General features: G+C 74.1%; 22 protein-coding genes. 5 read left to right on the forward strand and 17 right to left on the reverse strand.

Annotated elements, in window-relative coordinates:
• Positions 1-7 precede the first annotated feature (7 nt).
• The 10 genes from ABZZ17_RS02700 to ABZZ17_RS02745 all read right to left on the reverse strand — a co-directional run bounded on the left by ABZZ17_RS02700 (position 8) and on the right by ABZZ17_RS02745 (position 8,361).
• Positions 8-460, reverse strand: a complete 453-nt coding sequence (locus ABZZ17_RS02700; protein WP_356871195.1) for a BlaI/MecI/CopY family transcriptional regulator — start codon at positions 458-460, stop codon at positions 8-10.
• A gap of 76 nt (positions 461-536) precedes the next feature.
• Positions 537-704, reverse strand: coding sequence for a hypothetical protein (locus ABZZ17_RS02705; RefSeq protein ID WP_356871197.1), 168 nt, complete (start codon positions 702-704; stop codon positions 537-539).
• Between the two features lie 174 nt (positions 705-878).
• Positions 879-1,493 carry a hypothetical protein gene (locus tag ABZZ17_RS02710; protein ID WP_356871607.1) on the reverse strand — a complete coding sequence of 205 codons (615 nt, stop codon included), beginning with the start codon at positions 1,491-1,493 and terminating at the stop codon, positions 879-881.
• 118 nt (positions 1,494-1,611) lie between these two features.
• Positions 1,612-1,806 carry a DUF397 domain-containing protein gene (locus tag ABZZ17_RS02715; RefSeq protein ID WP_356871199.1) on the reverse strand — a complete coding sequence of 65 codons (195 nt, stop codon included), beginning with the start codon at positions 1,804-1,806 and terminating at the stop codon, positions 1,612-1,614.
• A gap of 171 nt (positions 1,807-1,977) precedes the next feature.
• Complete coding sequence (locus ABZZ17_RS02720) at positions 1,978-2,730, reverse strand: GntR family transcriptional regulator (protein ID WP_356871201.1); 753 nt, start codon at positions 2,728-2,730, stop codon at positions 1,978-1,980.
• A 157-nt stretch (positions 2,731-2,887) separates the two neighbouring features.
• The gene (locus ABZZ17_RS02725) at positions 2,888-3,697 is read right to left on the reverse strand and encodes a type III pantothenate kinase (protein ID WP_356871203.1); all 810 of its coding nucleotides are present in this window, start codon (positions 3,695-3,697) and stop codon (positions 2,888-2,890) included.
• A gap of 3 nt (positions 3,698-3,700) precedes the next feature.
• The gene (gene nadC / locus ABZZ17_RS02730) at positions 3,701-4,669 is read right to left on the reverse strand and encodes a carboxylating nicotinate-nucleotide diphosphorylase (RefSeq protein WP_356871205.1); all 969 of its coding nucleotides are present in this window, start codon (positions 4,667-4,669) and stop codon (positions 3,701-3,703) included.
• A gap of 1 nt (position 4,670) precedes the next feature.
• Positions 4,671-6,422: an L-aspartate oxidase gene (locus ABZZ17_RS02735; RefSeq protein WP_356871207.1), complete on the reverse strand. Its 1,752-nt coding sequence runs from the start codon at positions 6,420-6,422 to the stop codon at positions 4,671-4,673.
• On the reverse strand, positions 6,419-7,414 hold the full coding sequence (panC, locus tag ABZZ17_RS02740) for a pantoate--beta-alanine ligase (RefSeq protein WP_356871209.1): 996 nt from the start codon (positions 7,412-7,414) through the stop codon (positions 6,419-6,421). Before panC ends, ABZZ17_RS02735 begins: the two co-directional genes overlap by 4 nt.
• Positions 7,411-8,361: a DUF2520 domain-containing protein gene (locus ABZZ17_RS02745; RefSeq protein WP_356871211.1), complete on the reverse strand. Its 951-nt coding sequence runs from the start codon at positions 8,359-8,361 to the stop codon at positions 7,411-7,413. The genes panC and ABZZ17_RS02745 overlap by 4 nt, the downstream gene beginning before the upstream one ends.
• A gap of 108 nt (positions 8,362-8,469) precedes the next feature.
• On the opposite strand from ABZZ17_RS02745, the gene ABZZ17_RS02750 reads away from it, so the two are divergent.
• Positions 8,470-9,609, forward strand: coding sequence for a beta-eliminating lyase-related protein (locus ABZZ17_RS02750; protein WP_356871214.1), 1,140 nt, complete (start codon positions 8,470-8,472; stop codon positions 9,607-9,609).
• Between the two features lie 38 nt (positions 9,610-9,647).
• Here the strand turns inward: ABZZ17_RS02750 and ABZZ17_RS02755 are convergent, their stop codons facing one another.
• Entirely contained in the window at positions 9,648-9,860 is a 213-nt protein-coding gene (locus ABZZ17_RS02755) for a hypothetical protein (RefSeq protein WP_356871216.1), read from the reverse strand.
• A 166-nt stretch (positions 9,861-10,026) separates the two neighbouring features.
• On the opposite strand from ABZZ17_RS02755, the gene ABZZ17_RS02760 reads away from it, so the two are divergent.
• On the forward strand, positions 10,027-11,148 hold the full coding sequence (locus tag ABZZ17_RS02760) for a DUF5937 family protein (protein WP_356871218.1): 1,122 nt from the start codon (positions 10,027-10,029) through the stop codon (positions 11,146-11,148).
• Positions 11,149-11,327: 179 nt separating this feature from the next.
• Positions 11,328-12,884 carry a M28 family metallopeptidase gene (locus ABZZ17_RS02765; RefSeq protein WP_356871220.1) on the forward strand — a complete coding sequence of 519 codons (1,557 nt, stop codon included), beginning with the start codon at positions 11,328-11,330 and terminating at the stop codon, positions 12,882-12,884.
• A gap of 42 nt (positions 12,885-12,926) precedes the next feature.
• Here ABZZ17_RS02765 and ABZZ17_RS02770 read toward each other — a convergent pair whose 3' ends face one another.
• Positions 12,927-13,940 (reverse strand): SAM-dependent methyltransferase, encoded by a 1,014-nt coding sequence (locus ABZZ17_RS02770; RefSeq protein ID WP_356871222.1) that lies wholly within the window; start codon positions 13,938-13,940, stop codon positions 12,927-12,929.
• 107 nt (positions 13,941-14,047) lie between these two features.
• Here ABZZ17_RS02770 and ABZZ17_RS02775 point away from each other — a divergent pair, with 107 nt between their 5' ends.
• Positions 14,048-15,250 (forward strand): sensor histidine kinase, encoded by a 1,203-nt coding sequence (locus tag ABZZ17_RS02775; protein ID WP_356871224.1) that lies wholly within the window; start codon positions 14,048-14,050, stop codon positions 15,248-15,250.
• A 12-nt stretch (positions 15,251-15,262) separates the two neighbouring features.
• The gene (locus ABZZ17_RS02780; protein WP_356871226.1) at positions 15,263-15,931 is read left to right on the forward strand and encodes a response regulator transcription factor; all 669 of its coding nucleotides are present in this window, start codon (positions 15,263-15,265) and stop codon (positions 15,929-15,931) included.
• Between the two features lie 12 nt (positions 15,932-15,943).
• Here the strand turns inward: ABZZ17_RS02780 and ABZZ17_RS02785 are convergent, their stop codons facing one another.
• The 5 genes from ABZZ17_RS02785 to ABZZ17_RS02805 are packed head-to-tail and all read right to left on the reverse strand — an operon-like array spanning position 15,944 to position 24,145.
• Positions 15,944-17,356 (reverse strand): DUF6177 family protein, encoded by a 1,413-nt coding sequence (locus ABZZ17_RS02785; RefSeq protein WP_356871229.1) that lies wholly within the window; start codon positions 17,354-17,356, stop codon positions 15,944-15,946.
• Entirely contained in the window at positions 17,353-21,378 is a 4,026-nt protein-coding gene (gene eccCa / locus ABZZ17_RS02790) for a type VII secretion protein EccCa (RefSeq protein ID WP_356871231.1), read from the reverse strand. The genes ABZZ17_RS02785 and eccCa overlap by 4 nt, the downstream gene beginning before the upstream one ends.
• Positions 21,375-22,514 carry a hypothetical protein gene (locus ABZZ17_RS02795; protein WP_356871609.1) on the reverse strand — a complete coding sequence of 380 codons (1,140 nt, stop codon included), beginning with the start codon at positions 22,512-22,514 and terminating at the stop codon, positions 21,375-21,377. Before ABZZ17_RS02795 ends, eccCa begins: the two co-directional genes overlap by 4 nt.
• Before the next feature lie 25 nt (positions 22,515-22,539).
• A complete protein-coding gene (gene eccD, locus ABZZ17_RS02800) occupies positions 22,540-23,889 on the reverse strand; it encodes a type VII secretion integral membrane protein EccD (RefSeq protein WP_356871233.1) in 1,350 nt (449 codons plus the stop codon).
• Between the two features lie 13 nt (positions 23,890-23,902).
• Positions 23,903-24,145, reverse strand: coding sequence for a hypothetical protein (locus tag ABZZ17_RS02805; RefSeq protein ID WP_356871235.1), 243 nt, complete (start codon positions 24,143-24,145; stop codon positions 23,903-23,905).
• Between the last annotated feature and the right edge of the window lie 76 nt (positions 24,146-24,221).

Genomic DNA, 24,221 nt, shown 5'->3' on the forward strand with positions numbered 1-24,221 from the left:
CCGGACGCTATCGCCCCGGGTCGGTCCGGCGCTCGCCGGAGTCCCCTTCCGGTTCGGCGGGGGCGGGGGCCGGCTCCGGGTCCGGGGGAACCTCGGGATCGTCGTGCTGAACGATGCGCACGGCGTCGCGGAGGGCTTCACGCTGTTCCGAGGACATCATGCCGAAGAAGGCGACGAGCGCGGCGGCCGGGCTGTCGCTGGTCGACCAGGCTTCGTTCATCAGTGCGGCCGAGTAGGCGGCGCGGGTGGAGACCGCCGTATATCGATAGGCGCGGCCTTCGGCTTCCCGGCGGACCCAGCCCTTCTGATGGAGATTGTCCATAACCGTCATGACCGTGGTGTACGCGATGGACCGTTCCTGCTGGAGGTCTTCCAGGACTTCCCGAACGGTGACCGGGCGGTTCCACTGCCACACCCGCGTCATGACGGCGTCTTCGAGTTCTCCCAAGGGGCGAGGCACACCAGCACGATAGTGCGGAATGGGGCGAATTGCCCGACCATTCGTCGGGCAACGCGCGGCAAAACCGGGTCGGCGGCTACTTCTGCGGCTGCTGGGCGGCCTCGGCGCGGGCGATCACGGCGTCGACGGCCGCGTCCTCCTTCGCCTTGTTGGCACCGCCCTGGCTCTTCACGATCGTCACGACGAGGGCGATGAAGAACGCGGCCATCACGATGGGGGGCACGAGCGCGGATACGTAGTCCATGCCCCCAGCCTAGCCAGTGCCGTGGCCGGGAAGGTGTGCCGGGTCGCGGCGTCCGGTGCGGTGCGTCTCACGGCGGAGGGCCACGGCTCGTACCGGACGTACCTCCGTGGTCCGACAACGCGGAGAGGTGCCGCGCCGGACGTCGCGACCCGGTGGGCCTTCCCGGTCACGGCACTAGCCGACGGCGCGCCCGGCCGCCGGGGGCGGGGTGGGCTTGCGGCGCGGCGGGAAGACCTCGCCGGGCGTCGGAACGGGCTTCGCGGGCTGCGCGGGGCGCTGCGGCTCCTCGGGCTGCCGGTCGGGGGCCGGCTTCGGCCGGGGCTGGGGCCGCCCGGGGTCGGGGTCGGCCGCGGAGCGGGTGCCCTCGCGGCCGCCGGCCAGGGCCAGCAGCCGGGTCCGGGGCGCGGGCGCTGCCGCCGACAGGCGGCGGCGTACGGAGCGCTCGGCGATGCCCTGGGCCCGCTCCAGCACCGCGGCCGCGACGGGGTTGGCCCGTAGGGCGCGCAGGGCGGCGAGGTCGTCGGGCACCGGCTCGTACCCGGCGGCCAGGGCGTCCTGGAGCAGCTCCAGGTACCCGGGGAGGCTGCCGGGGAGGGCCTCCCGGTAGCGGGCGAGGTCGGCCAGCAGGAAGGCTCTGAGCCGGCCCGCCTCCGCGGCGGCGTCGTCCACCGACGCGGCGAGGCGCAGGCAGTCCTGTACCTCGGCGGCCGCCAGGGGGGCCGTGGAGGGCTGAAGGGCGTGGGCGAGGAGACGCCTGAGCACGTGCAGCTCGGCGGCGCTGAACGCCATGCCGCCGCGGGATCCGTAGGGCGTGGGCATGACGCCGAAGATACGCGCTAATCGGACAAAATCCCCCGAGGGCGGGGAATTCCGGCGCGGCGGGCGCTCCCCCCGCGCCCGTCCTCTTTCAGCCGGTCTCCTTGACGGACCGGAGGAAATCGGCCCAGGCGGCGTGGGTGGTGGCCATCACGAGGTGGGCCGGGTCGGCCCGGTCGGCGATCCGGACGAGCGTCCCCGGGGCGGCGGCGACGTAGACGCAGGCGTCTCCGTCGCCGCAGTAGGACGACTTCTGCCAGGCAGGCCGGGCGGCGTTCTCGGTCATGGTGTCTCCTCCGCCGTGGACGAGGGTCGTGGTGGTTCTCGAGCGTGACGCTATCGCCGCCGGAGTCGTACTCCGGCCATTTCCGCAAAAATCACAGCGCGAAAAATACACGGTGGTACGGAACACCGGTACGCGGGCCCGGCTCGGAAAGCGGCGGCGGGGGCCCGGCCGTCATTCCACGGGGAAGGCGTACGCGATCTCGTAGCGGGAGTCCGGGATGACGAGATCGGCGGTTTCGACGGGGCGGCCGTCGGTGTCCACGTACGTGCGCTCGATCTCGGTGATCATCGCGCCGAGGCTGATCCCGAGCAGGTTGGCCTGGTCCTGGTTCGCTCGGGACGGGCGCGGGACCTCCACCACGGAGGCGACGGTGATCCCGATGGACCGCATCCGCGCCACGACTCCCGCCCCGCGCAGTTCCCCCACCTCCGGCAGCACGACCGGGGTGCCCGAGGTGATCGCCAACGGCTCCCAGGACTCGGAGAGTTCGGCGGGGCTCCCGTCGGCCATGAACTCGTAGCGGGTCATCACGCAGGGGTCGCCCGGGGCGATGGCCAGGCGGGCCGCGATGCGTTCGGGGGCGGGCAGCTGGGCGACGGTCCGGGAGTCCCAGGACGCGGCGATGCCGTGGGCGGCGGCCTCGGAGCGGAAGGTGTTGCCCGCACCGGGGACCCGGCGGCGGGTGCGGAGCATCCGCATGCGCCGGCGCGGGGTGCGGACGTAGGTGCCGGAGCCGGCGCGGCCCTCCAGGAAGCCCTCGATGATCAGCTGCTCCATCGCCCGCTGGGTGACGCTCTGCCCGACGCCGTACTCGGTGGCGAACCGGGCCCGGGAGGGCAGCTTGTCGCCGATCACCCACTCACCCGCCTCTATGCGGGACCGGAGCGAGTCGACCACCTGCAAGTACGGGGATTCACGCGGCATTTGGCCACCTCAGGAGCGTGTGCGTCCGACGCGGCCCAAGCTAACCCATCAGGTTGAAGCTGACGGATCGACCTGACGAGGGGTGAAGGGGCAGGTGGGAGGGGACGGGTGACCGGGACGCGCCGGCCCCCGCCCGGGCGGGGCGGGGGCCGCCACGTCAGGCGAACTTGGGCGCGTTGCGCTCGTACACCAGCCGCAGGCCGATCAGGGTCAGCCACGGCTCGTGGTCGTCGATCACCGAGGACTCGCCGAGGACGATCGGGGCGAGCCCGCCCGTGGCGATGACCCGCACGTCGTCCGGGTCGCCGCCCGGGCCCGCGAGCTCCTTGGACATGCGGGTGACGATCCCGTCGACCTGGCCCGCGAAGCCGTACACCACGCCCGACTGCATCGCCTCGACCGTGGACTTGCCGATCACGTTGCGCGGGCGGGCCAGCTCGATCTTGCGGAGCTGGGCCCCGCGCACGCCGAGCGCCTCCATCGAGATCTCGATGCCCGGGGAGATCACCCCGCCCACGTACTCGCCCTTCGCGGAGACCGCGTCGAAGGTCGTCGCCGTACCGAAGTCGACGACGATCGCCGGACCCCCGAACAGCTCGGCGGCCGCGACCGCGTTCACGATCCGGTCCGCGCCGACCTCCTTCGGGTTGTCCATCAGGATCGGCACGCCCGTCTTCGTGCCCGGCTCCACCAGCACCGCCGGGACGTCGCCGTAGTAGCGGCGGGTGACCTCGCGCAGCTCGTGCAGGACGGACGGCACCGTCGAGCAGATCGCGATGCCGTGGATCCCGTCGCCCAGCTCGGTGCCGAGCATCGGGTGCGTCCCCATCAGGCCCTGCATCAGGACGGCCAGTTCGTCGGCCGTCCGGCGCGGGTCGGTCGAGATGCGCCAGTGCTCGACGATCTCGTCACCGTCGAACAGTCCCAGGACCGTGTGGGTGTTGCCCACGTCGATGGTGAGGAGCACGGGTCACACCGCCTGGCGCAGGTCGAGACCGATGTCGAGGATCGGCGAGGAGTGCGTCAGGCCGCCGACCGCGAGGAAGTCCACACCGGTCTCCGCGTAGGCGCGGGCCGTCTCCAGGGTCAGCCGGCCCGACGATTCGAGGGTGGCGCGGCCCGCGACGAGGGTGACGGCCTCCTCGGTCTCCGGGACCGTGAAGTTGTCCAGCAGGATCAGGTCGGCGCCCGCGTCCACGACCTCGCGGACCTGGTGCATGGTGTCGGCCTCGACCTCGACCGGCACCTCCGGGAAGGCCTCGCGGACGGCCTTGAAGGCCTGCGCGATGCCACCGGCGGCGATCACGTGGTTGTCCTTGACCAGCGCCGCGTCCGACAGGGACATGCGGTGGTTGACGCCGCCGCCGCAGCGGACCGCGTACTTCTCCAGGGAGCGCAGGCCCGGCGTGGTCTTGCGGGTGTCGCGGACCTTCGCGTTCGTGCCCTCCAGGACGTCCGCCCAGCGGCGGGTGGCCGTCGCGATGCCGGAGAGCCGGCACAGGATGTTCAGGGCGCTGCGCTCGGCCGTCAGCAGGTCGCGGGTACGGGCGCGCACGGACAGCAGTACGTCGCCCTCCGCGACCCGGTCGCCGTCCTCGGCGTGCCGCTCCACCTCGAAGGACTCCGTGCACACCACGGAGAACACGGCCTCGGCGACGCGCAGTCCGGCCACCACGCCGGCCTCGCGGGCCACGAAGTCGGCGACGGCCTCGGCGTCCTCGGGGACGGTGGCGACGGTGGTGACGTCGACCCCGCCGTCCAGGTCCTCCGACAGCGCCATGTGCGCGATGTCCTCGACCTCGATCGGGTCCAGGCCCGCGTCCGCCAGCAGCTGGGCCAGCGCCGGGTCCAGGCCGGACTCCTCGCCCTCGCCGCAGCCGCAGTCGTCGCCGCAGCCGCCTTCGTTCTGGTCGATCAGGGGAAGTTCGGGGGTGCTCACGTCACTGCTCCAGGCTCGGGGGGTTGAGGGGGACGTCGACGGACGGGAAGTCCGCGGAGTCGGTGGGGGTGACGACCAGGGCGCGCTTCTCCGTCGCCGACAGCCGCACCACGAGGTGGCGGCGCCAGGCGGCGTCGTCGCGGTCGGGGTGGTCCTCGCGCCAGTGGCAGCCGCGGGTCTCCGCGCGCCGCTGGGCGGCCGCGACCAGGACCCGGGCCACGCACAGCAGGTTGGTCGCCTCCCAGGTCTCCACCCCCGGGACGGCCGTCTTGCCGTGGCTCTCCAGCTCGCCCAGCGCCCGCGCGTACAGGGTCTCCAGGGCCTCGGCGGCCCCGGCCAGGGAGGCGGCGGAACGGAGCACGCCCGCGCCGTCCGTCATGATCCGCTGGACCTCGTAGCGGGCCTCGGCCGGCTGGAGGGGACCGGTCGCGGGCACCGGGACGCCCGGACCGCTGCCGGTCGGCGCGTGGGCGACGACGTCGTCCGCGATGCGCTCGGCGAAGACCAGGCCCTCCAGGAGGGAGTTGGACGCCAGCCGGTTCGCGCCGTGCACACCGGTGCAGGCGACCTCGCCGCACGCGTACAGGCCCGGCACGGTCGTACGTCCCTGGAGGTCGGTCCGCACGCCGCCGGAGGCGTAGTGCGCGGCCGGCGCGACCGGGATCGGCTCCGTCACCGGGTCGATGCCGTGCGCGCGGCAGGCCGCGAGGATCGTCGGGAAGCGCTGCTCCCACATCTGCGCGCCGAAGTGCCGGGCGTCCAGGTACATGTGCTGCGCGCCCTGCTCCTGCATGCGGCGCATGATGCCCTTCGCGACGATGTCGCGCGGGGCCAGCTCGGCCAGCTCGTGCTGCCCGGCCATGAAGCGCACGCCGTCCGCGTCGACGAGGTACGCGCCCTCGCCGCGCACGGCCTCCGACACCAGCGGCTGCTGCCCCTCGGCGTCCGGGCCCAGGAACAGCACCGTCGGGTGGAACTGCACGAACTCCAGGTCGGAGATCTCCGCCCCGGCGCGCAGCGCCAGGGCCACGCCGTCACCCGTGGACACCGACGGGTTGGTGGTCGCGGAGAACACCTGGCCCATGCCGCCGGTCGCGAGGATCACGGCCGGCGCGTGGACGGCGCCGACGCCGTCGTGCTGTCCCTCGCCCATCACGTGCAGGGTCACGCCGGCCGTGCGGCCCTCGGCGTCCTGGAGGAGGTCCAGGACGAGGGCGTTCTCCACGGTCTCGATGCCCGCCGCGTGCACGGCCTCGACCAGCGCCCGGGAGATCTCCGCACCCGTGGCGTCACCGCCCGCGTGCGCGATCCGGCGCCGGTGGTGGCCGCCCTCGCGGGTCAGCTCTATCTCACCGGTCTCGGCGGAGGTGTCGAAGACGGCACCGGTCGCGATGAGCCGGCGCACGGCGTCCGGACCCTCCGTGACCAGCAGCCGCACGGCCGCCTCGTCGCACAGGCCGGCGCCCGCCACCAGGGTGTCGTCCAGGTGCTGCTCGGGGGTGTCGCCCTCGCCGAGCGCCGCGGCGATGCCGCCCTGCGCCCAGCGGGTCGAGCCGTCGTCGAGGCGCGCCTTGGTCACCACGACCGTACGGCGGCCCGCGGCCGCGCAGCGCAGGGCCGCCGTCAGGCCCGCGACGCCGGACCCGACGACCACGACGTCCGCGTCGACGGCCCAGCCGGGGGCCGGGGCGTGCAGCCGTATGCCGGTGCCCGTGCCGCTGCTGTGGGCAGCGCCTCTGCCTGTGGTGCTCACGCGTGTGCTCCGAACTCCAATGGAATGTTGTCGATCAGCCGGGTCGTGCCGACCTTCGCCGCGACGGCCAGCACGGCCCGTCCGGTGAAGTCCGGGCCGACGTCGGTGAAGTCCTGCGGGTCCACCAGCGCCAGGTAGTCCAGCGCCAGCGGCGGGTCGTACCGGCCCGCCTCGTCCAGGACGTGGCGCGCCGCCGCCCGGACGGCGTCCGGCAGACCGGCGCCCGCCGCCGACACGGCGTGCGCGTCGGCGGACGCCCGGATCTCGCCGAGCCTGGCCAGGGCCGTGGCCCGTTCGTCGCTCGCGGGGGAGGCCTCGGCGCGGGCGCGCAGCGCGGCCTGGGCGGCGAGCCGGTCCCGGCCGGCGAACAGGGCGCGGGACAGGGCCAGCGCCGTACGCCGCTCCACGAGGGAGAGGTAGCGGTTCCGGGAGGACAGCGCGAGACCGTCGTCCTCGCGGACCGTCGGTACGCCCACCACGTCGACGGGGAAGTTCAGGTCGGTCACCATGCGCCGGATCAGCGCCAGTTGCTGCGCGTCCTTCTGGCCGAAGAAGGCCAGGTCGGGGCGGGTGAGGTGGAGGAGCTTGGCGACGACGGTCAGCATGCCGTCGAAGTGCCCGGGACGGGTGGCCCCTTCGAGGCGCCCGCCCATCGGCCCGGCCGTCACCCGCACCTGCGGGTCGCCGCCCGGGTAGACCTCGTCGACGGCGGGCGCGAACACGGCGTCCGCCCCGGCCTCCCCGCAGAGGGCGAGGTCGGCGTCGAGGGTGCGCGGGTAGCGGTCGAGGTCCTCGTTCGCCCCGAACTGGAGGGGGTTCACGAAGACGGTCACCACGACCTGGCCCCGCGGCCCGGCCTGCTCGCGGGCCGCGCGGACCAGCGTGGCGTGGCCCTCGTGCAGGGCGCCCATGGTCATCACGACCGCGCGGCGGCCCGTACGGGGCAGCTTCTCCAGCTCTTCGGCGGTGTTCAGCAGGAGCGGGCCGGTCATCGCTCGCCACCCTCCGGTTCGGCGTTGTCCGCGGGACTGGTGTCCGCGAGGACGCCGAGCAGGTCCTCGGCGAGTTCGGGCTTGAGCAGACCGTGCGCGAGGGCCCGGTCGGCGGTCGTACGGGCCATCGCCAGGTACCCGGCGACGGTCGCGGGGGCGTGCTTGCGCAGCTCCGAGACGTGCGCGGCGACCGTACCGGCGTCCCCGCGGGCCACCGGCCCCGTCAGGGCTCCGTCACCGGACCGCAGCGCGTTGTCGAGGGCCGCGCCGAGCAGCGGGCCGAGCATCCGGTCGGGGTGCTCGACCCCGGCCTGGCCGAGCAGTTCCATCGACTGGGCGACCAGGGTGACCAGGTGGTTCGCGCCCAGGGCGAGGGCCGCGTGGTACAGCGGACGGGCCTCCTCCGCGATCCATTCCGGTTCCCCGCCCATCTCGATGACCAGGGCCTCCGCGGCCAGGCGCAGCTCCTCGGGGGCGGTCACGCCGAAGGAGCAGCCCGCCAGGCGCTGTACGTCGACCTCGGTACCGGTGAAGGTCATCGCGGGGTGCAGGGCCAGCGGGAGGGCGCCCGCACGGCGCGCGGGGTCCAGCACGGCGGCCCCGTACCGCCCGGAGGTGTGCACGAGGAGCTGGCCGGGGCGGACGGCGCCCGTCTCCGCGAGGCCCTCGACGAGCCCGGGCAGGGTGTCGTCGGGGACGGTCAGCAGGACCAGGTCGGCCCGCTCCAGCACCTGCGCGGGCGGCACGACCGGCACGTCGGGCAGCAGCCGCGCCGCACGGCGCACGGAGGCGTCCGAGACGGCCGACACGGCGACGGGACGGTGCCCGGCCTGCTGGAGGGCGCGGGCCAGGGCGGGACCGACGCGGCCGGCGCCGACGACGCCGACGGCGAGCCGGGCAGGGCGACCGGACGGATCCCGGGGCTCCGTCTGATGGGGTGCGTTCACGCGGGGAATGCCTTCCGTTCCAGTCCGCGGGGGGTACCGGACGATACGCCGCCATGCTAGCCCCTGGGGGCCCGGGCCGATCGGCGGCGATCCGCGATGATCGGGGGCATGAGTGATGACGCGGAACGCAAGAAGCGGCTGGTGACGGCGTGGCGGGGGGCCGACCGGGTCCTCTCGCACGGCCTGCTGGAGCCGACGGTGGGCGAGCTGCTGACGGCGCTCGCGCGGGCCCCGTACGAGCTGGACACCCCGTACGACCTGGACGCACCGGCCGACCTGTACGGCGACGGCGTCGTCGCCGACCTGGAACGCCGCGTCGCCGAACTGCTCGGCACCGAGGACGCCGCGTTCTTCCCCACCGGCACGATGGCCCAGCAGATCGCGCTGCGCTGCTGGGCGGGACGCACCGGCAACCCCGTCGTGGCCCTGCACCCCATGAGCCACCCGGAGCGCTGGGAGGGCGGCGCCCTGTCCGCCGTCTCCGGGCTGCGCACCGTCCATCCCGTGGCGGAGGCCCGCCAGCCCACCGCCGCCGAGGTCCGGGACCACCCGGAGCCCTTCGGCACGCTGATGCTGGAGCTGCCGCTGCGCGACGCCGGCTTCCTGCTGCCCACCTGGGAGGAACTGACGGAGCTGGTGGACGCGGCCCGTGAGCGCGACGCGGTCGTCCACTTCGACGGGGCCCGGCTGTGGGAGTCCACCGTCCACTTCGGCCGGCCGCTGCCGGAGATCGCGGGGCTCGCCGACTCCGTCTACGTCTCCTTCTACAAGTCCCTCGGCGGGCTGAGCGGGGCCGCGCTGGCCGGATCGCGGGCCTTCGTCGAGGAGACCCGGGTGTGGCGCCACCGGTACGGGGGCCAGGTCTTCCGGCAGTTCCCGCAGGCCCTGTCCGCGCTGGCCGGCCTGGAGCGGGAACTCCCCCGGCTGCCCTCGTACGTCGCCGGGGCCCGCATGGTCGCCGGGGCCCTCCGGGAGGGCTTCGCCGAGGCGGGGCTGCCCTGGTTCCGGGTCCATCCGGAGGTGCCGCACACCCACCAGTTCCAGGTGTGGCTCCCCTACGAGGCGGACCGCCTCACGGACGCGGGCCTGCGGCTCGCGGAGGAGACGGGCACGGTCCTCTTCCGCCGCTGGTCCCCCGACGCCGCCCCGGGCCTCGCGATGACGGAACTCGACGTCACGCAGCCGGGCCTGAACTGGACCCCGGAGCAGGTCCGGGACGCGGTGAGGGAGTTCCTGGGGCGGGTGTGAGGGGGCGGGCGCGGCCCCGGCCGGTCCGCAGTCCTCCCTCAGCACGCCCTGCGGCGCAGCGGGAGCAGGCGGCGCAGCGTCGCCCGCCAGTGGTGGGTCGCCGGGCGGCCGGCGAGGACGGCCCGGAACTGGGCTTCGGTGTGGAGGGCGCGCAGGGTCGCGACGTCGTCGCGGCCCGGGGGCGGGGGCATCGGGGTGTGCTGCTGCGAGGCCCGGTAGGTGTCGATGAGGTACTGCTCGATCGAGGTCATGCATCCACCCTCACCCCCTCGGGCGCAGCCCGCGCGCCGATTGACGTTCCGCGTCAATCGACGCCTCCGACCTGCGGCGGAGCCCTCGTACGGGTCGCCCGGACGGCGGTGCCGCGGAGGGCACCCCGAGCCGCCGCGCCGCGGCCGGCCGGGCGAGAATGGGGCGATGAGCGTCACCATCGACATCGCCGGACTCCCCGCGGAGCGGATCGGCTTCGCGCCGTCCCCGCTCGCCGAGCTCTGCATGGCCCTGCACGCGCTCTCGCAGCCCGCCCACCACCCCGGGCTCCATTCCTGGACGACCGCCACCACGGCCGCGCTGGACTCGTGCCTCGCGGACCGGCTGCTGGAGGCCGACTTCATGTGGCGCAGTTCCTTCTCCGACATCTTCATGCCGTTCGCCGGGGTCCCGGGCGCGGGCCTGCCGGCCGCGACGCTGGCCGAGGAGCTCGACGTGCTCGACCGGCTGGACGACGAGCGGTTCGTGATGGCGGCCCTGGAGCACTGCTGGCTGGCGCTGTACAACGAGGGCGGCGGGCCGTCCCCCCTGCGCGATCCGGCCGCGCGGGCGAAGGCGCTGGACACGGCGGCCGCGCGCGGGCCCCGGCAGCTGGCGTTCTCGCTGCGGCTGCTGGACGACACGGCGGCCGTGCGGGTGTGGCTGCGGCGGCTCCTGGAGGACTGCGAAGAGGCGTTCTTCGCCGAGATCTGGCGGCGGGTGGGGCCCCGGCAGGCCGCGGACGCCCGGCACAAGGCGGAGGTGCTGCGCCGCAAGGGGCTGCCGGCCGCGCTGCGGGAGGTGTCGACGGCGCTGAGCGTCGACCGGGAGCAGCGCACGATCACCGCCGACAAGATGGTGCACGGGCAGGCCACGGCCACGGATCCGCGGATCGGGGCGGGGCTGGTGTTCGTACCGACCGATTTCGGCTGGCCGCACCTGCTGGTGCTGCACGCGCCGGGCTGGCGTCCGGTGGTCCACTACCCGCTGGAGTCGCCGGAGCTGGCGTCCACGACGGGCTCGGTGGAGCTGCTCCAGCGGCGGATGGAGGCGCTGGCGCATCCCATGCGGATGTCGCTGTGCCGCAGTCTGGCGCGGGCTCCGTACACGACGAGCGAACTGGCGACGGTGTACGCGATATCCGCGCCCGAGGTGTCCCGGCACCTGACGGTCCTGAAGAAGGCCGGTCTGTTGCGTACGTGGCGTCAAGGACGCTATGTCCAGCATCAGTTGGATCTGTCCGTGGTCGCGCGGATAGGCTCCGATTTCATCGAGGGCATTCTCCGCTGACTGTCGGCCGACCTTTTTCCGGACGCTGGCCTGAATTGTTCGGCGGAGACTCACCGATATACGGATTTCACAAACCGGAAGCAGTGAAAACTCTGGCGAGAGGCGCCTGTTGGTGCCTAACGTGCGTCCACCACTCCCCCACGCACCGTGCGATGCGCACCTGCTGTGAAAGGACCTTCATGCCCTCTCGCCGTATAGCCGCAGCAACCGCCGCACTGGCGGCCGCGGCCCTCGTCTCCCCGCTGCTGCTCGCCGGACCCGCCGGTGCCACCGGCAGCCCGCAGAGCGACGCCGCCCGGGGTGACGCCCTGGCCAAGAAGCTGGTCCAGGAGGCGACCGGGAAAGGCGCCAACAACCACCTGAAGGTCTTCCAGTCGCTGGCCGACTACAACAACGGCAATCGGGTGGCGGGTTCCAAGGGACACGTGCAGTCGGCGCAGTACATCGAGGCCGTGCTGAAGGCCGCCGGCTACAAGGTCACGAAGAACGAATTCGACTTCGTGTACGTGGAGGCGATCGCCGAGAAGCTTTCGGTGAACGGCGACGGCGGCCGGGACATCCCGATCCACCTGATGACGTACACGGCGAGCGGCCCGGAGGAGGGCGTGACCGCTCCGGTCGCGGTCGTCCCGGTGGACGCCGACGGTACGAACGGCTGCGAGCCCGGCGACTTCGCGGCGGGCGCCTTCACGGGCAAGATCGCCCTGGTCCAGCGCGGCGGCTGCACCTTCGCGGTGAAGCAGGCGAACGCGGCCGCGGCGGGTGCGGTCGGCGCGATCATCTACAACAACACCGACGGCGCCCTGAACGGCACCCTCGGCGACGCGAACGCGGGGAAGGTCCCGACCGGCGGCATCACGAAGGCGGACGGCGAGAAGCTCGCCGCCGACGCGGCGGCCGGCCCGGTCGAGGTCACCCTCGACATCCGCGAGCTGCGCGAGAACCGCAAGACGTACAACGTGATCGCCGAGACGAAGGGCGGCGACGAGAACAACACCGTCTTCCTCGGCGCGCACCTGGACTCGGTCGCGGCCGGCCCGGGCATCAACGACAACGGCTCCGGTTCGGCGGGCATCCTCCAGGTCGCGCAGCGCCTGGCGAGCCAGCAGACGAAGATCAAGAACAAGGTCAAGTTCGCCTGGTGGTCGGCGGAGGAGTACGGCCTGCTCGGCTCCGAGGCGTACGTCGCCTCCCTGACCGAGGCCCAGAAGAAGCAGATCAAGCTGTACCTGAACTTCGACATGATCGGCTCGCCGAACGCCGCCTACTTCGTCTACGACGGCGACGACTCGGACGCGACGGGCGCGGGCCCCGGCCCGGAGGGTTCGGCGCAGCTGGAGAAGGGGATCACCGACTTCCTCGACTCCAAGAACATCCCGCACGAGGGCACGGACTTCTCGGGCCGTTCGGACTACGGCCCGTTCATCGAGGTCGGCATCCCGTCGGGCGGTACGTTCACCGGCGCCGAGGGCATCAAGTCGCCGGAGCAGGCCGCGAAGTTCGGCGGTCAGGCGGGTGTCGCCTACGACGTGAACTACCACGGCAAGGGTGACGACATCACGAACATCGACCAGAAGGCGCTCGACATCAACGTCGACGTCATCGCGAACGCGGTCGGCCACTACGCCCACGACCTGGCTCCGCTGTCCCAGCCGGTCGTCTCGCAGCCGACCACCCCGGGCACGGGCAGTGGCGGCGGCCTGCACGAGGGCCACGGCCACGAGGTCACCAAGTAACGGCACACCGCACCCGCTGTGGGGCAGGGGCCGGGACTCCCGTCAGGGGGTCCCGGCCCCTGCCGCGTCCCCGGCGCCGCCCGGCCAGGCCGGGACGCCGACGGGCTGGACCAGCCAGCCGAAGTCGCCGAGGCCTCCGCGCGCGGTGAGCTCCGCCGCCTCGCCCGCCGCCGCCAGGGCGCGGACGTACGCCGCCGGGTCGGCGGAGGCCAGGGCCAGCGGGGGCCGGCCGCCCGAGACGCCGAGGGCGGTGAGGGCCTCGCGCTGGGTGAGCAGGACCGCGCCCGGTCCCGCGCAGGCGTCGAGCGCGACGTGCGCGGTCAGATCGCGGCCGCCGTCCGGGACGGGGGCCACCTCCCGGCCGGCCCGGAACCCGGTCAGGGTGCCGTACGGGGGTCGGGCCGCCCGGGTGTGGCAGTAGTCGACGGCCACCGCCAGGCCCCGGTCGAGGGTGGCGACGGCCGCCGCCCAGGCCTCGTCCCGGGGCCGGCCGATCTCGGCCCGCCCGGTCCGTTCCCCGTCCGGCCACCACCGCTCCAGCCAGGCCCGGTCGGCCGCGTCGAGGGGTCCGCCGGGGCTCTCCGTACCGTCGGCGGCGACCAGGACGTACCGGCCGTCCTCGGCGACGTCCAGCGGTACGTTGTCCAGCCACTCGTTCGCGAAGAGCAGCCCGGTCGTCCCCGCGGGCGGCTCGGGCACCCAGCGGATCCGCGGGTCCAGCCCGTCCGGCGCCGCCGCGCGTTCGACGGCGTACGGGCGCACCCGCACGGCCGTCTCCGCCGGCAGGGCGGCGAGGACCCCGGTCAGCAGTTCTCCCCGGCCGGCGCCCACGTCGACGAGGTCGAGCCGCCCGGGCCGCCCGAGCGCGGCGTCCACCTCGGCCAGCAGCCGGGCGACGGCCCGCGCGTACAGCGGGGAGGCGTGCACGGAGGTGCGGAAGTGTCCGGCGGGTCCGGGGCCGCCGGGGCGGACGTAGAAACCGCCGGGACCGTACAGCGACGTCTCGATCGCCGTCCGCCAGCGGAGGGGCCCCGCGCCTTCATCCTGAGCACTCATCACACGAAGGGTAGGCTCACCCTCCACCTTGGGGAGTACTCCCCCGTCACAGGGATCGCTCCTGTGGTTGACTCCAGCACCTATCTCCTTTCCCTACTCTGGGTTACGTGCAGCGCCTCTACGACTTCATCCGCAGACACCCGACGGGCGTCGACAGCTTCTGGGCTGTCCTCTTCTTCGGGCTCTCGATGGCGGCCGTGGTGGGAAATCCCGAACCGAGCACGGCCCTGCGCCTGGCCACCGTGCCGGTGGTCCTCGCGCTCACGGCCGCGCTGGCCCTGCGCCGCAAGTGGACCCAGGCCATGTTCTGGGTCACCGTCGGCGCGGGCGTCTACCAGCTGGCCTTCGGCATCGAGGCGCAGATCTGCGACCTGGCGATGCTGGTCGTGCTGTTCACGGTCGCCGCCGGGGACGTGCCGCGCTGGGTCTCGCGGGCCGCCCTGGGCGTCGGACTGCTGGCCTCCCCGGTGTACTTCCTGCGCTTCGGCGTGGACAAGGGCCTCTCCCTCACCGAGAGCATCACCTTCGCCCTGATGGTGATCGTCCCCTTCGCCCTCGCCTGGGTGACGGGCGACTCCCTGCGCACCCGCCGGGCCTACTACGCCCAGCTCGTGGAGCGCAACCAGCGGCTGGAGAAGGAGCGCGAGGCGCAGGCGAAGGTCGCGGTGGCCGCCGAGCGGGCCCGCATCGCCCGCGAGCTGCACGACGTCGTCGCGCACAACGTGTCGGTGATGGTGGTGCAGGCCGACGGCGCCGCGTACGTCATGGACGTGGCCCCGGAACAGGCCAAGGAGGCCCTCCAGACGATCTCCGGGACCGGCCGTCAGGCCCTCGCCGAGATGCGCCGCCTGCTGGGCGTGCTGCGCACCGGCGAACCGCAGGACTCCGAGGACTACGTGCCGCAGCCGGACGTCGAGCAGATCGAGGTGCTGGTGGAGCAGGTGCGGGCGGCGGGCCTCACCGTGGACTTCGAGGTCGAGGGCGCTCCGCGGAAGCTGCCGAGCGGGGTGGAGCTGACCGCGTACCGGATCGTGCAGGAGGCGCTGACGAACACGCGCAAGCACGGCGGTCCGGAGGCGAAGGCGAGCGTGCGGCTCGTCTACTTCGACGACGGGCTGGGCCTGCTGGTCGAGGACGACGGCCGGGGCGCGGCGCACGAACTGTACGAGGACGGCGGCGCGGACGGCGCCGGACACGGTCTGATCGGCATGCGGGAACGGATCGGTATGGTCGGAGGCACCCTGGACGCGGGACCGCGACCCGGCGGAGGCTTCAGGATCAGTGCTCTGCTCCCGCTCAAGAAGAGGTAGAGGTATTCACCGATGTCCATCCGAGTGATGCTCGTCGACGACCAGGTGCTGCTGCGCACCGGCTTCCGGATGGTGCTCGCCGCCCAGCCGGACATGGAGGTGGTCGCCGAGGCGGGGGACGGCCTGGAGGCGCTGGAGGTGCTGCGGGCCACGAAGGTGGACGTGGTGCTGATGGACGTCCGCATGCCGCGGCTCGACGGGGTCGAGGCGACGCGGCGGATCTGCGAGCCGGAGGAACACCCGAAGGTGATCATCCTGACCACCTTCGACCTGGACGAGTACGCGTTCTCCGGGCTCAAGGCGGGTGCGAGCGGCTTCATGCTGAAGGACGTCCCGCCCGCGGAGCTGCTGGCCGCGATCCGGTCCGTGCACAGCGGGGACGCCGTCGTGGCCCCGTCGACGACGCGCCGGCTGCTGGACCGGTTCGCCCCGATGCTGCCGACGACGACGGAGGAGCCGAAGAACAAGGAGGTCGAGCGGCTGACGGAGCGTGAGCGCGAGGTCATGCTGCTGGTGGCGCAGGGGCTGTCGAACGGCGAGATCGCGGCCCGGCTGGTCCTCTCGGAGGCCACGGTGAAGACGCACGTGGGCCGCATCCTGACGAAGCTGAGCCTGCGCGACCGCGTCCAGGTCGTGGTCCTGGCGTACGAGACGGGCCTGGTCCGCGCGGGCGGCCTGTAAGGGCCCCTCCCGCTACAGCGGGGCCGGCGCCGAAGTGCGCAGGTGGGCCAGAAGGGCGCCCAGGGTGTCCCAGCCGGCCGGGTCGGTGCCGTCGCCCAGCGGGTAGTGCAGTCCGGGCCGGCGGGCCGGGCCCACCCGGGCGGGCTTGAGGGCCAGCGGGGGCCGACGGGCGTGGGTCAGGGTGGCCTCGGCCACTCCGGCCCCGCCCAGGGTGAACGACACGGGCAGCGGGGGCGGCGCGAGGCGCGGGGCCACGCCGAGGTCCCGCCGTCCCGGTCCGGCCGAGGCCAGCATGCTGATCAGGCCGTGCCCGGTCACGAGCTCCTCCGCCAGGGCGGGCAGTGCGTCCAGCGGGAGTTCCTCCGACGGGCCGTAGCCGAGGGACAGGGTGACGTCCTCCTCGACCCCGGCGGCCGTCCGGGTCACGCGTACGGTCGCCAGCGCGGGCCGCTCCGGGTGTCCGACGGCGGTGATCAGGGTCGGTTCCGGGGCCCGGCCGCGGGCCAGGTCGGTGAGCTGGCGCGGGGACCAGGGCAGGTTGACGGGCTCGGCGGTGCCCCAGCCGGCGGGCGGCCGCCCGGTCAGGGTGCGCCAGGCGGCTTCCAGGGAGCGGCCCAGGGTCACGTCCGCCTCGGCGGGGTGTTCCGTACGGAACGACACGGTCAGGCGGCGTTCGCCGGAGGCGTCCGGCTTCGCGAAGGCCTCGGCGGGGCGGGTCTGCCCGGCTGCGTCCCGGACCGGGGCGAAGGTGCCGTCCTGCCAGCTCAGGACCGCTCCGGACAGGCCGTCGTAGTAGCCGCCCGCGGGGTCCTGGACGACCCACCGGTTGGGCGCGCCGGTCAGGGCGGTGCGCAGCGGGAGGCTGAGGCGGCAGTGGGCGGGGGTGACGACGTGCAGGGCCGCGCCGAAGCCGGCCGTGGTCCGCAGGACGTCCGACAGCCAGGCCGTGAGCGGGACCACGGGCCGGTCGGCGAGGACCACCGCCGTGGACTCGGTGACGACGTCCACGGTGGGCAGGGCGCCGACGGGCGCGGGCGCGGCCGAGGCCTCGGAGGTGACCTCCACGGCGCCGACGCGGCCGGCGCCCTCGGGCCAGACGGTGCCGCCGAGGACCTCGGCGAGCCGGCCGGCGACGGCTCCGGCGAGGGCGGCCGCCTCGGGCACGGCCGTGGACGCGCGGGTCTCCGTCCACCACACGGGGGTGGCGGTCGGGGTGCCCAGGAGCCGTTCCGCCTCGCCGGGGACCTGGACGAGTACGGGCGCCTCCACGGAGACCAGCGGCCGGCCGCCCGCTCCGAGGAGCTGGATGACGGCGCCCTCCCCGGCGGCCTGGGCGTCGAGGTCGGCGCCGCCCGCCGCGAGGGCCACCAGCATCGCGGTGGTGTCGGGCATGTGCGGGGTGAGGGCGATGACGTCCTTGGTCACGGTGCTTCCCGATCGGCCGGGGGCGAGGTGTTCTGCGGTGCGCCGGTCAGCGCGGTCTGCACGATCTGGTGGGGCCGTCCGCGCCGGACGAGCGTGCCGCGGCCCGGCGGCTGCGCGCTGGCGTACAGCTGCGGGAACAGCTGTCCTTCGGAGCGTTCGCCGGTCATCACGAGCGCCGCGGTGCCCGATTCGCGCAGGGTGGTCATCAGCGGTTCGTACAGGGCCCGGGAGGATCCGGCGACCCGTCGGGCGAGCACGAAGTGCAGGCCGATGTCCTGGGCGGACGGCAGGTACGGCACGAACGCCTGGAGCGGCTGCTGCCCGGCGGTGGTGAGGATGTCGTAGTCGTCGACGAGGACCACGATGCGCGGGCCGGTGAAGCCGGGGCCCTCGTCGGCGTCGGGGTCGATGCCGTCCTCGGGGAGCCGCTTGTCGAGCTCCTTGGCGATGCCGGCCGACAGCGCGGAGGCGATCTTCGCGTTGTGCGCGTACCCGCCCCGGTAGGGCTCGGGCACCACGCCGCGCAGGCCGCGCCGCGGGTCGTAGACGGCGAAGACCAGCTCGTCCTCCCCGTAGCGGGCGATGAGCTGCCGGGCGATCAGGGCGAGCAGGTTGGTCTTCCCGCACTCGCTGTCGCCGAGGACCATCAGGTGCTGGTCCTGCTCGAAGAGGTCGAGGAGGACCGGCGCGAGGACGTCCTGGTCCACCCCGATGGGGATCCGGTACGGCTCGTCCTGCGCGGACGGCAGCCGCTCGGCGGGCAGCCGCGCGGGCAGGACCCGTACGGGCGAGGCGAGGTCGCCGTGCCAGGTGGCGCGGACGGTGCCCGCGGCTTCCTCCAGGGCGGCGGCGAGGTCGGTGGTCCCGGACCGGGAGTCGATCCGGGGCAGGGCGACCTGCGCGAACAGTTTGGCGTCGGTGAGGACCCGGCCCGCGTCGTCCGGAGAGATGGTCTCGGACAGCTTGCGGTCGATGGCCGAGTCGGAGGGGTCGCCGAGGCGCAGTTCGACGCGGCCGCCGAACAGGGACTGGTTGGCGATGCGGACGTCGTTCCAGCGGAGCATGCCCGCGACGACGTGGATGCCGTAGCCGCCGCCGCGCTTGAGGAGGTCGGTGACGGCGTCGTCGAGCTCGTCGAACTCCTCGCGCAGGGCCCCGTACCCGTCGACGATCAGGACGATGTCGGTGGAGGTGAGCTCCGGCAGCCCGCCCTGGGAGCGGAGCCGGCGCAGCTGGTCGACGGAGTCGATGGAGTGCTCGCGGAAGAGTTCCTCGCGGGCGGAGAGCATGCCCCGTACCTCGGCGACCGTGCGGGCGGCCCGTTCCCGGTCGGCGCGCCCGGCGATCCCGCCGACGTGGGGCAGCCCGGCGAGGGCGGCGAGGCCGCCTCCGGCGAGGTCGAGTCCGTAGACCGCGACCTCCTGCGGGGTGTGGGTGAGGGCGAGCGACAGTGCGAGGGTGCGCAGCAGGGTGGTCTTGCCGGACTGCGGGCCGCCGGTGACGGCGGTGTGGCCGCCGGCGACGGTGAGGTCCAGCTCCCAGGGGCCGCGCCACTGCCGGGCCGGGTCGTCGAGGACCCCGAGCGGGACGCGCAGGGGGCGGCGTTCGCCGGTGCCGAGGCGCAGGCCGCCCCCGGTGACGGAGAGGGGTCCGGCGGCGGCGTCGAGGGGGATCGCGTCGGGCAGCGGCGGCAGCCAGATCCGGCGGACGGGCGGGGCGGCTTCGGCGAGCTGGTCGACGATGACGGAGAGCACGCTGGGGCCGGTCTCGCGGACGGTGGCGGCTGGCTTCTCCTCGGCGTCCTCGGGCGGGGCGGCCGTGTCCCCGAGGGTGTTGAAGGTGGGGTAGGCGAGGGCGAGGGGGCCCTGCGCGTCGCCGTCGCGGTCGGCGGCCGGGCCGCGGTAGCGGCCGGAGACGTACCCGGCCTTGAAGCGGGTGTAGGTGGAGGTGTCCACCTTGAGGTAGCCGAAGCCGGGCAGCGGCGGCAGCATGAAGGCGTCGGTGGTGTCGAGGACGGTGCGCGATTCGTCGGCGGAGAAGGTGCGCAGGCCGAGCCGGTACGACAGGTAGGTGTCGAGGCCCTTGAGCTTGCCGCCCTCGATGCGCTGGCTGGACAGCAGCAGGTGCACGCCGATGGAGCGGCCGATGCGGCCGATCGACAGGAACAGGTCGATGAAGTCGGGTTTGGCGGTGAGGAGTTCACCGAACTCGTCGATGACGACGAACAGGTGGGGCAGCGGCTCCAGTTCGGGCTTCTCGGCGCGCAGGACGGCGTAGTGGCCGATGTCGGCGACGTTCCCGGCGGCCTTGAGGACCTGCTGGCGGCGCTTGACCTCGCCGGCGAGGCTGGTGTGGACGCGTTCGACGAGTCCGGCCTGGTTCTCCAGGTTGGTGATGACGCCGGCGACGTGCGGGAGCTTCTCGAAGGGGGCGAAGGTCGCGCCGCCCTTGTAGTCGACGAGGACCATGGCGAGGTCCTCGGGCGAGTGGGTGGCGACCAGCGCGAGGACGAGGGTGCGCAGCAGCTCGCTCTTGCCGGAGCCGGTGGCGCCGACGCACAGCCCGTGCGGGCCCATGCCGAGCTGCGAGGACTCCTTGAGGTCGAGCAGGACGGGGCCGTGGCGGTCGTCGATGCCGATGGGCACGCGCAGGAAGTCCCGTTCGCCGCGCGGCGCCCAGAGGCGGGCCACGTCGAGGGCGGCCGGGTCGGTGATGCCGAGGAGGCCCATGAAGTCGACGGGTCCGGAGACGGGGGTGCCCTCGGCGACGGACTCGGCGGACAGGCGCAGCGGGGCGAGCATCCGGGCGAGGCCCTCGGCGGTGGCGGGGGCGAGCGGGTCGCAGAGGCCCTCGGCGGTGGGGCCGTGCGGGGTGCGCAGGTCGCGGACGGTGACGCGGGAGCCGTCGACGGTGATCCGTATGGTCACCTCGTCGGGCTCGTGGACCTGTTCGGCGAGCAGGTGGAGCACGGTGGTGTTCATGTCGGACAGGCCCACCGCGGTGTCGGGGCGGGGCAGTTCGACGGCGTTCTCGCCGTACTCGTCGCTGACGACGAGGAGCCGGCCGGCGAGCCGCAGCGCGCCCTTGTCGGACAGGCCGCGGCGGACCTCGGCGGCGTAGGAGGCCCTGCGGCGCAGGTCCGGTCCGAGGACCTCGGCGAGCTGGGGCAGGCTGGGGGCGATCCGCCGGGCGGGGACCGGGCCGTCCAGTTCCTGCGGGTCGAGGACGTGGGGCAGCCACTTGGCCCAGTCCCAGTCCCCGGCGAGGCGCTCGCCGGGGACGCCGAGGGCGATCGCGACGTCGTCGGGGGCGTGCAGCACGGCGGTGTGGACGAGCAGGGCGCGGGCGACGCGCAGGACGCCTTCGCGGTCGCCGACGATGCTGACGTTCCCGGCCCGGTCGAGGGGGACGGTCAGCGGGAAGTCGCTGGCCCGCTGGAAGCGGGACATGAGGGCGCCGGCCTCGTTCAGCATGAACCGGTCGGGCGGGGTGAGCACGCCGCCGGCGCCGGGGGCGAGGCCGAGGTCCTGGACGGCGACGGCGCCGGTGCCCAGGCGGGGGCGCAGGAAGTCGGGGTCGGTGCGGCGCCGCTCCCACAGGCGGGCGGGGTCGCGCACGAGGTCGTAGAGGGCCTCCGGCGGCGGGTTGAGGCGGCGGGCCTCGTCCCGCAGCGCCTTTTCGCGGGCGCCGAGTTCCTCGCGCTGTTCCTCCAGGTATTCGAGGTAGCGCTCGCGCTGGGCGCGGCGGGTGCGCTGGGCCTTGCCGCGCTGGGACCAGAAGAGGGCGACGGCGCCGAGCAGGGCGAAGACGAGCACGATCGCACCGACGGCGGCGAACTGGCTGTTGCGGATCACGGTCATCATGACGACCGAGCCCATGACGCCGGCCATCGGCAGCAGTGCGGTGGCCGGGCTGCCGATCTTGCCTTCGGGGAGGTTGGGCGGGGCTTCGACGGTGCGGGGCGCGGCCGGGGCGGGGGGCAGGGTGCCCCGGGCGGGCCGGTGGACCAGCTGCTGCGTCACCGGGCGGCGCCGGTTGCCGGGAGCGCGACGGCGCGCTGGAGGACTTCGGCGGCCAGCCGGACGGCCGCCAGCCGGGTTTCGGCGCCGAGGAGTTCGGTGCGGACGGCGCCGCCGGAGGCGAGGTGGCGGTCGTAGGGCAGTACGACGACCCCGGCGCCCGTGGCCCGTAGTTCCCCGGCGGCCTTGGTGAGGTCGACGGCGGGGTGCGGGGCCTGGGAGGTGAGCACGACGACGGTGCGGGGCAGGACGGGCACGGGCAGGGAGCCGAGCCAGTCGAGGACGGCGTGGGTGGAGACCAGGCCCTCGGCGGTCGCGGGGGTGGTGAGGACGCGGGCGTGCGCGGTGTCGAGGGCGGTACGGGCCACCTCGCCGGGCAGGGTCTCACAGTCGACGACGGTGACCCCGAAGTAGCGGCGCAGCGCGACCATGACGGTCCGGTAGGTGGCGACGTCGACCTGGGCTCCGATGCGGCCCTGGCTGCCGGGCAGCAGCCAGCCGCCGTCGGCGAGGGGCACGAGGTAGCCGGTGACGTCCGTGAGCTGCATGGAGGGGCGGACGATCTGGGCGAGGTCGCCGCATGTCCAGCGCAGGGACTGGACGCCGAGCCGGACCGGGAGGGTGCCGAGGGCGGCGTCGGCCTCCAGCGTGAGCACCGGGTCGTGGCGGAAGTGGTTGTAGGTGCGGCTGAGCAGGGCGGTGACGGTGGTCTTGCCGGAGCCGCCGCGGATGCTGGTGACGACGATGTGGCGGCCCGTGGTGACGGGCTGTTGCACCTGGGTGGCCAGCTCCGTCTCGGCGGCGACGGCCCGGGCCACGGAGGAGCCGAGGGCGCCGCGCAGGGTGCGCAGGGTGCGGCGCACCAGGGGGTCGCCGTGGCGGGGGCGGCCGGCGGGGGCCCCGGACCCGGCGACCGGGACGGTCTCGGGGGCGGCGCGGGGCGCTGCGGGGCGGGGGGCGGGGGTGGGGTGCTGGGGGTGCTGGGGGTGCTGCTGGGGCTGGTGCGGCTGTGGTTGCTGTTGTGACTGCTGCTGCTGTGGTTGCTGCTGCTGTGACTGCTGCGGGGGTACGGAGGCGGCCACGGGGGTCCCGGTCAGCTCGCCCAGGACCCCGGCCTGCCAGTCGTCGCGCTGGTTCATGTCTGCCATGTCTGAGAAGCAACCCTTAAGCGAAGGTGCCGAGCAGCCGCCCGTACACGCCGAACACCCCGATGAGCAGCGGGAACAGCACGATGACGCCGACGGACTCGGCGGTGTCACCGATCCGCCGCAGCCTGACCCGTACGTGCTCGGGCGGCTGTACGGCCAGCACCCCGAGCGCCACCAGCGCGAAGCCCAGCAGCGCCGCGAGCGGCCCGGCCGCACCGGCCCGTCCGGCCCACACCAGCAGCGCGGCCACGGTCACCGCCGCGCCCGCCAGCAGCAGCGCCACCACCTCCGCGACGAGCGGGAAGGCCCGCGCGCGCAGCCACAGTACGGCGGCGACGGCCGACGCCAGACAGACCGTCCAGACGTCGGGTTCCCGCAGTGCGAGCACCCCGGCCGCGCCCGCCGAGACGGCGGTGGCGAGGGTGGCCAGCACCAGGCCCCGGTGGGTGGCGCCGAGGGCCGTCGCGACCTTGTACCGGCTGACCGAGGCCCCGCGGGCCCGCTGGTCGTCCAGTCCGGTCAGACCGGCCGCGGCCAGCGCGAGGCGCGGCAGCAGACCGAGCAGCACCACCGAGGCCACGGCGAGGACGGCACCCGTACGGGCACCCGCGCCGCCCTGGAACAGGGCCACGCCCTCCCAGAGCACGGTCAGGCCGAGGACGGCGGCCGCTCCGACGAACCCGCCCCGTCCGAGCGGCGTGAACCACCCGAGCAGCGCGAGCCCCACGGCCAGCGCACCCGCCACGGCGGCGAGCCGCCCCATGGCACCCCAGTGCTGCGCGTCGCACAGGGTCCACGCCCCGAGCACCCCGGCCGCACCGGCCGTCGCCAGCAGCGCCGCCGCCATCCCGGACCGCTTCAGCCGCCCGGACAGCGCCCCGACGACCGCGCAGACCCCGGCGGCCGCGAGCAGCGCCCCGGCCACCGCGCCCGGCGCGAACTCCCGCCGGGCGAACCACCCGGCGAGCAGCACCCAGCCGACCAGCCCGGCCCCGGCGGTGACCCGCCGCGCCGACGGCCGCCAGCGCCAGGCCCTTACGTCGAGGTCCTCGGCCGCCTCGTCGGTGACGTCGTGCACCACGGGCGCGGACGGCGAGTCCTGTACCCGGACCAGCCGCAGCACGGCTCCGTCGGAGATGCCCGCGTCCGCGAGGCAGGTGTCGTGTTCGAGTACCGATCCGTCGCCGGTCACCAGGTGACGCAGCATCGGCTGCGCCGCCACCCGGTCGTCCAGCAGTCGTATGACGTCGGGCAGCAGCCGCCCGACGGGCTCCTGGGAGGGCAGTACGAGATCCATCCGCCGCCGCTCACCGACCAGGGTGACCCGGCTGAGTGCCGTACCGCTCGTTGCCCCCGTGCTCACCACGCGTTCGAACCTATCACCGAGTACTGACCTGACCCGGCGTACCGGACTTGCCGATGAGCCGGTGCGAGATGAACGACCAGCCGACGCAGCCGGCGCACAGCACGGCCGCGATGACCAGCCCGGCCACGGCCTTGCCGATCCGCTCGTCGGCGACCCGCCGCCCGCGCTGGGCCCCGAACAGCACGGCGTCCCGCATGCGCCGCCGTCGTACCGCGACCGATTCGAGCAGCTGGCTGTCGTAGTCCTGTGCCGCCATGGCGGTCCCCCTTCCTGTCGGCCCCGACGCTAGTACGCCCCCGGCCCCGCGGGAAACCGCCCGCCGCCCGGACGCC

Source organism: Streptomyces sp. NPDC006512, assembly GCF_040611935.1.
In the GTDB taxonomy this organism is placed as follows: domain Bacteria; phylum Actinomycetota; class Actinomycetes; order Streptomycetales; family Streptomycetaceae; genus Streptomyces.

Bases quoted from the DNA above. Each gene is read 5' to 3' on its own strand.
- ABZZ17_RS02705 (WP_356871197.1), bottom strand. From the start codon at position 704: ATGGACTACGTATCCGCGCTCGTGCCCCCCATCGTGATGGCCGCGTTC.
- ABZZ17_RS02710 (WP_356871607.1), bottom strand. From the start codon at position 1,493: ATGGCGTTCAGCGCCGCCGAGCTGCACGTGCTCAGGCGTCTCCTCGCC.
- ABZZ17_RS02715 (WP_356871199.1), bottom strand. From the start codon at position 1,806: ATGACCGAGAACGCCGCCCGGCCTGCCTGGCAGAAGTCGTCCTACTGC.
- ABZZ17_RS02720 (WP_356871201.1), bottom strand. From the start codon at position 2,730: ATGCCGCGTGAATCCCCGTACTTGCAGGTGGTCGACTCGCTCCGGTCC.
- panC (WP_356871209.1), bottom strand. From the start codon at position 7,414: ATGACCGGCCCGCTCCTGCTGAACACCGCCGAAGAGCTGGAGAAGCTG.
- ABZZ17_RS02750 (WP_356871214.1), top strand. From the start codon at position 8,470: ATGAGTGATGACGCGGAACGCAAGAAGCGGCTGGTGACGGCGTGGCGG.
- ABZZ17_RS02755 (WP_356871216.1), bottom strand. From the start codon at position 9,860: ATGACCTCGATCGAGCAGTACCTCATCGACACCTACCGGGCCTCGCAG.
- ABZZ17_RS02760 (WP_356871218.1), top strand. From the start codon at position 10,027: ATGAGCGTCACCATCGACATCGCCGGACTCCCCGCGGAGCGGATCGGC.
- ABZZ17_RS02765 (WP_356871220.1), top strand. From the start codon at position 11,328: ATGCCCTCTCGCCGTATAGCCGCAGCAACCGCCGCACTGGCGGCCGCG.
- ABZZ17_RS02770 (WP_356871222.1), bottom strand. From the start codon at position 13,940: ATGAGTGCTCAGGATGAAGGCGCGGGGCCCCTCCGCTGGCGGACGGCG.
- ABZZ17_RS02780 (WP_356871226.1), top strand. From the start codon at position 15,263: ATGTCCATCCGAGTGATGCTCGTCGACGACCAGGTGCTGCTGCGCACC.
- ABZZ17_RS02795 (WP_356871609.1), bottom strand. From the start codon at position 22,514: ATGAACCAGCGCGACGACTGGCAGGCCGGGGTCCTGGGCGAGCTGACC.
- ABZZ17_RS02805 (WP_356871235.1), bottom strand. From the start codon at position 24,145: ATGGCGGCACAGGACTACGACAGCCAGCTGCTCGAATCGGTCGCGGTA.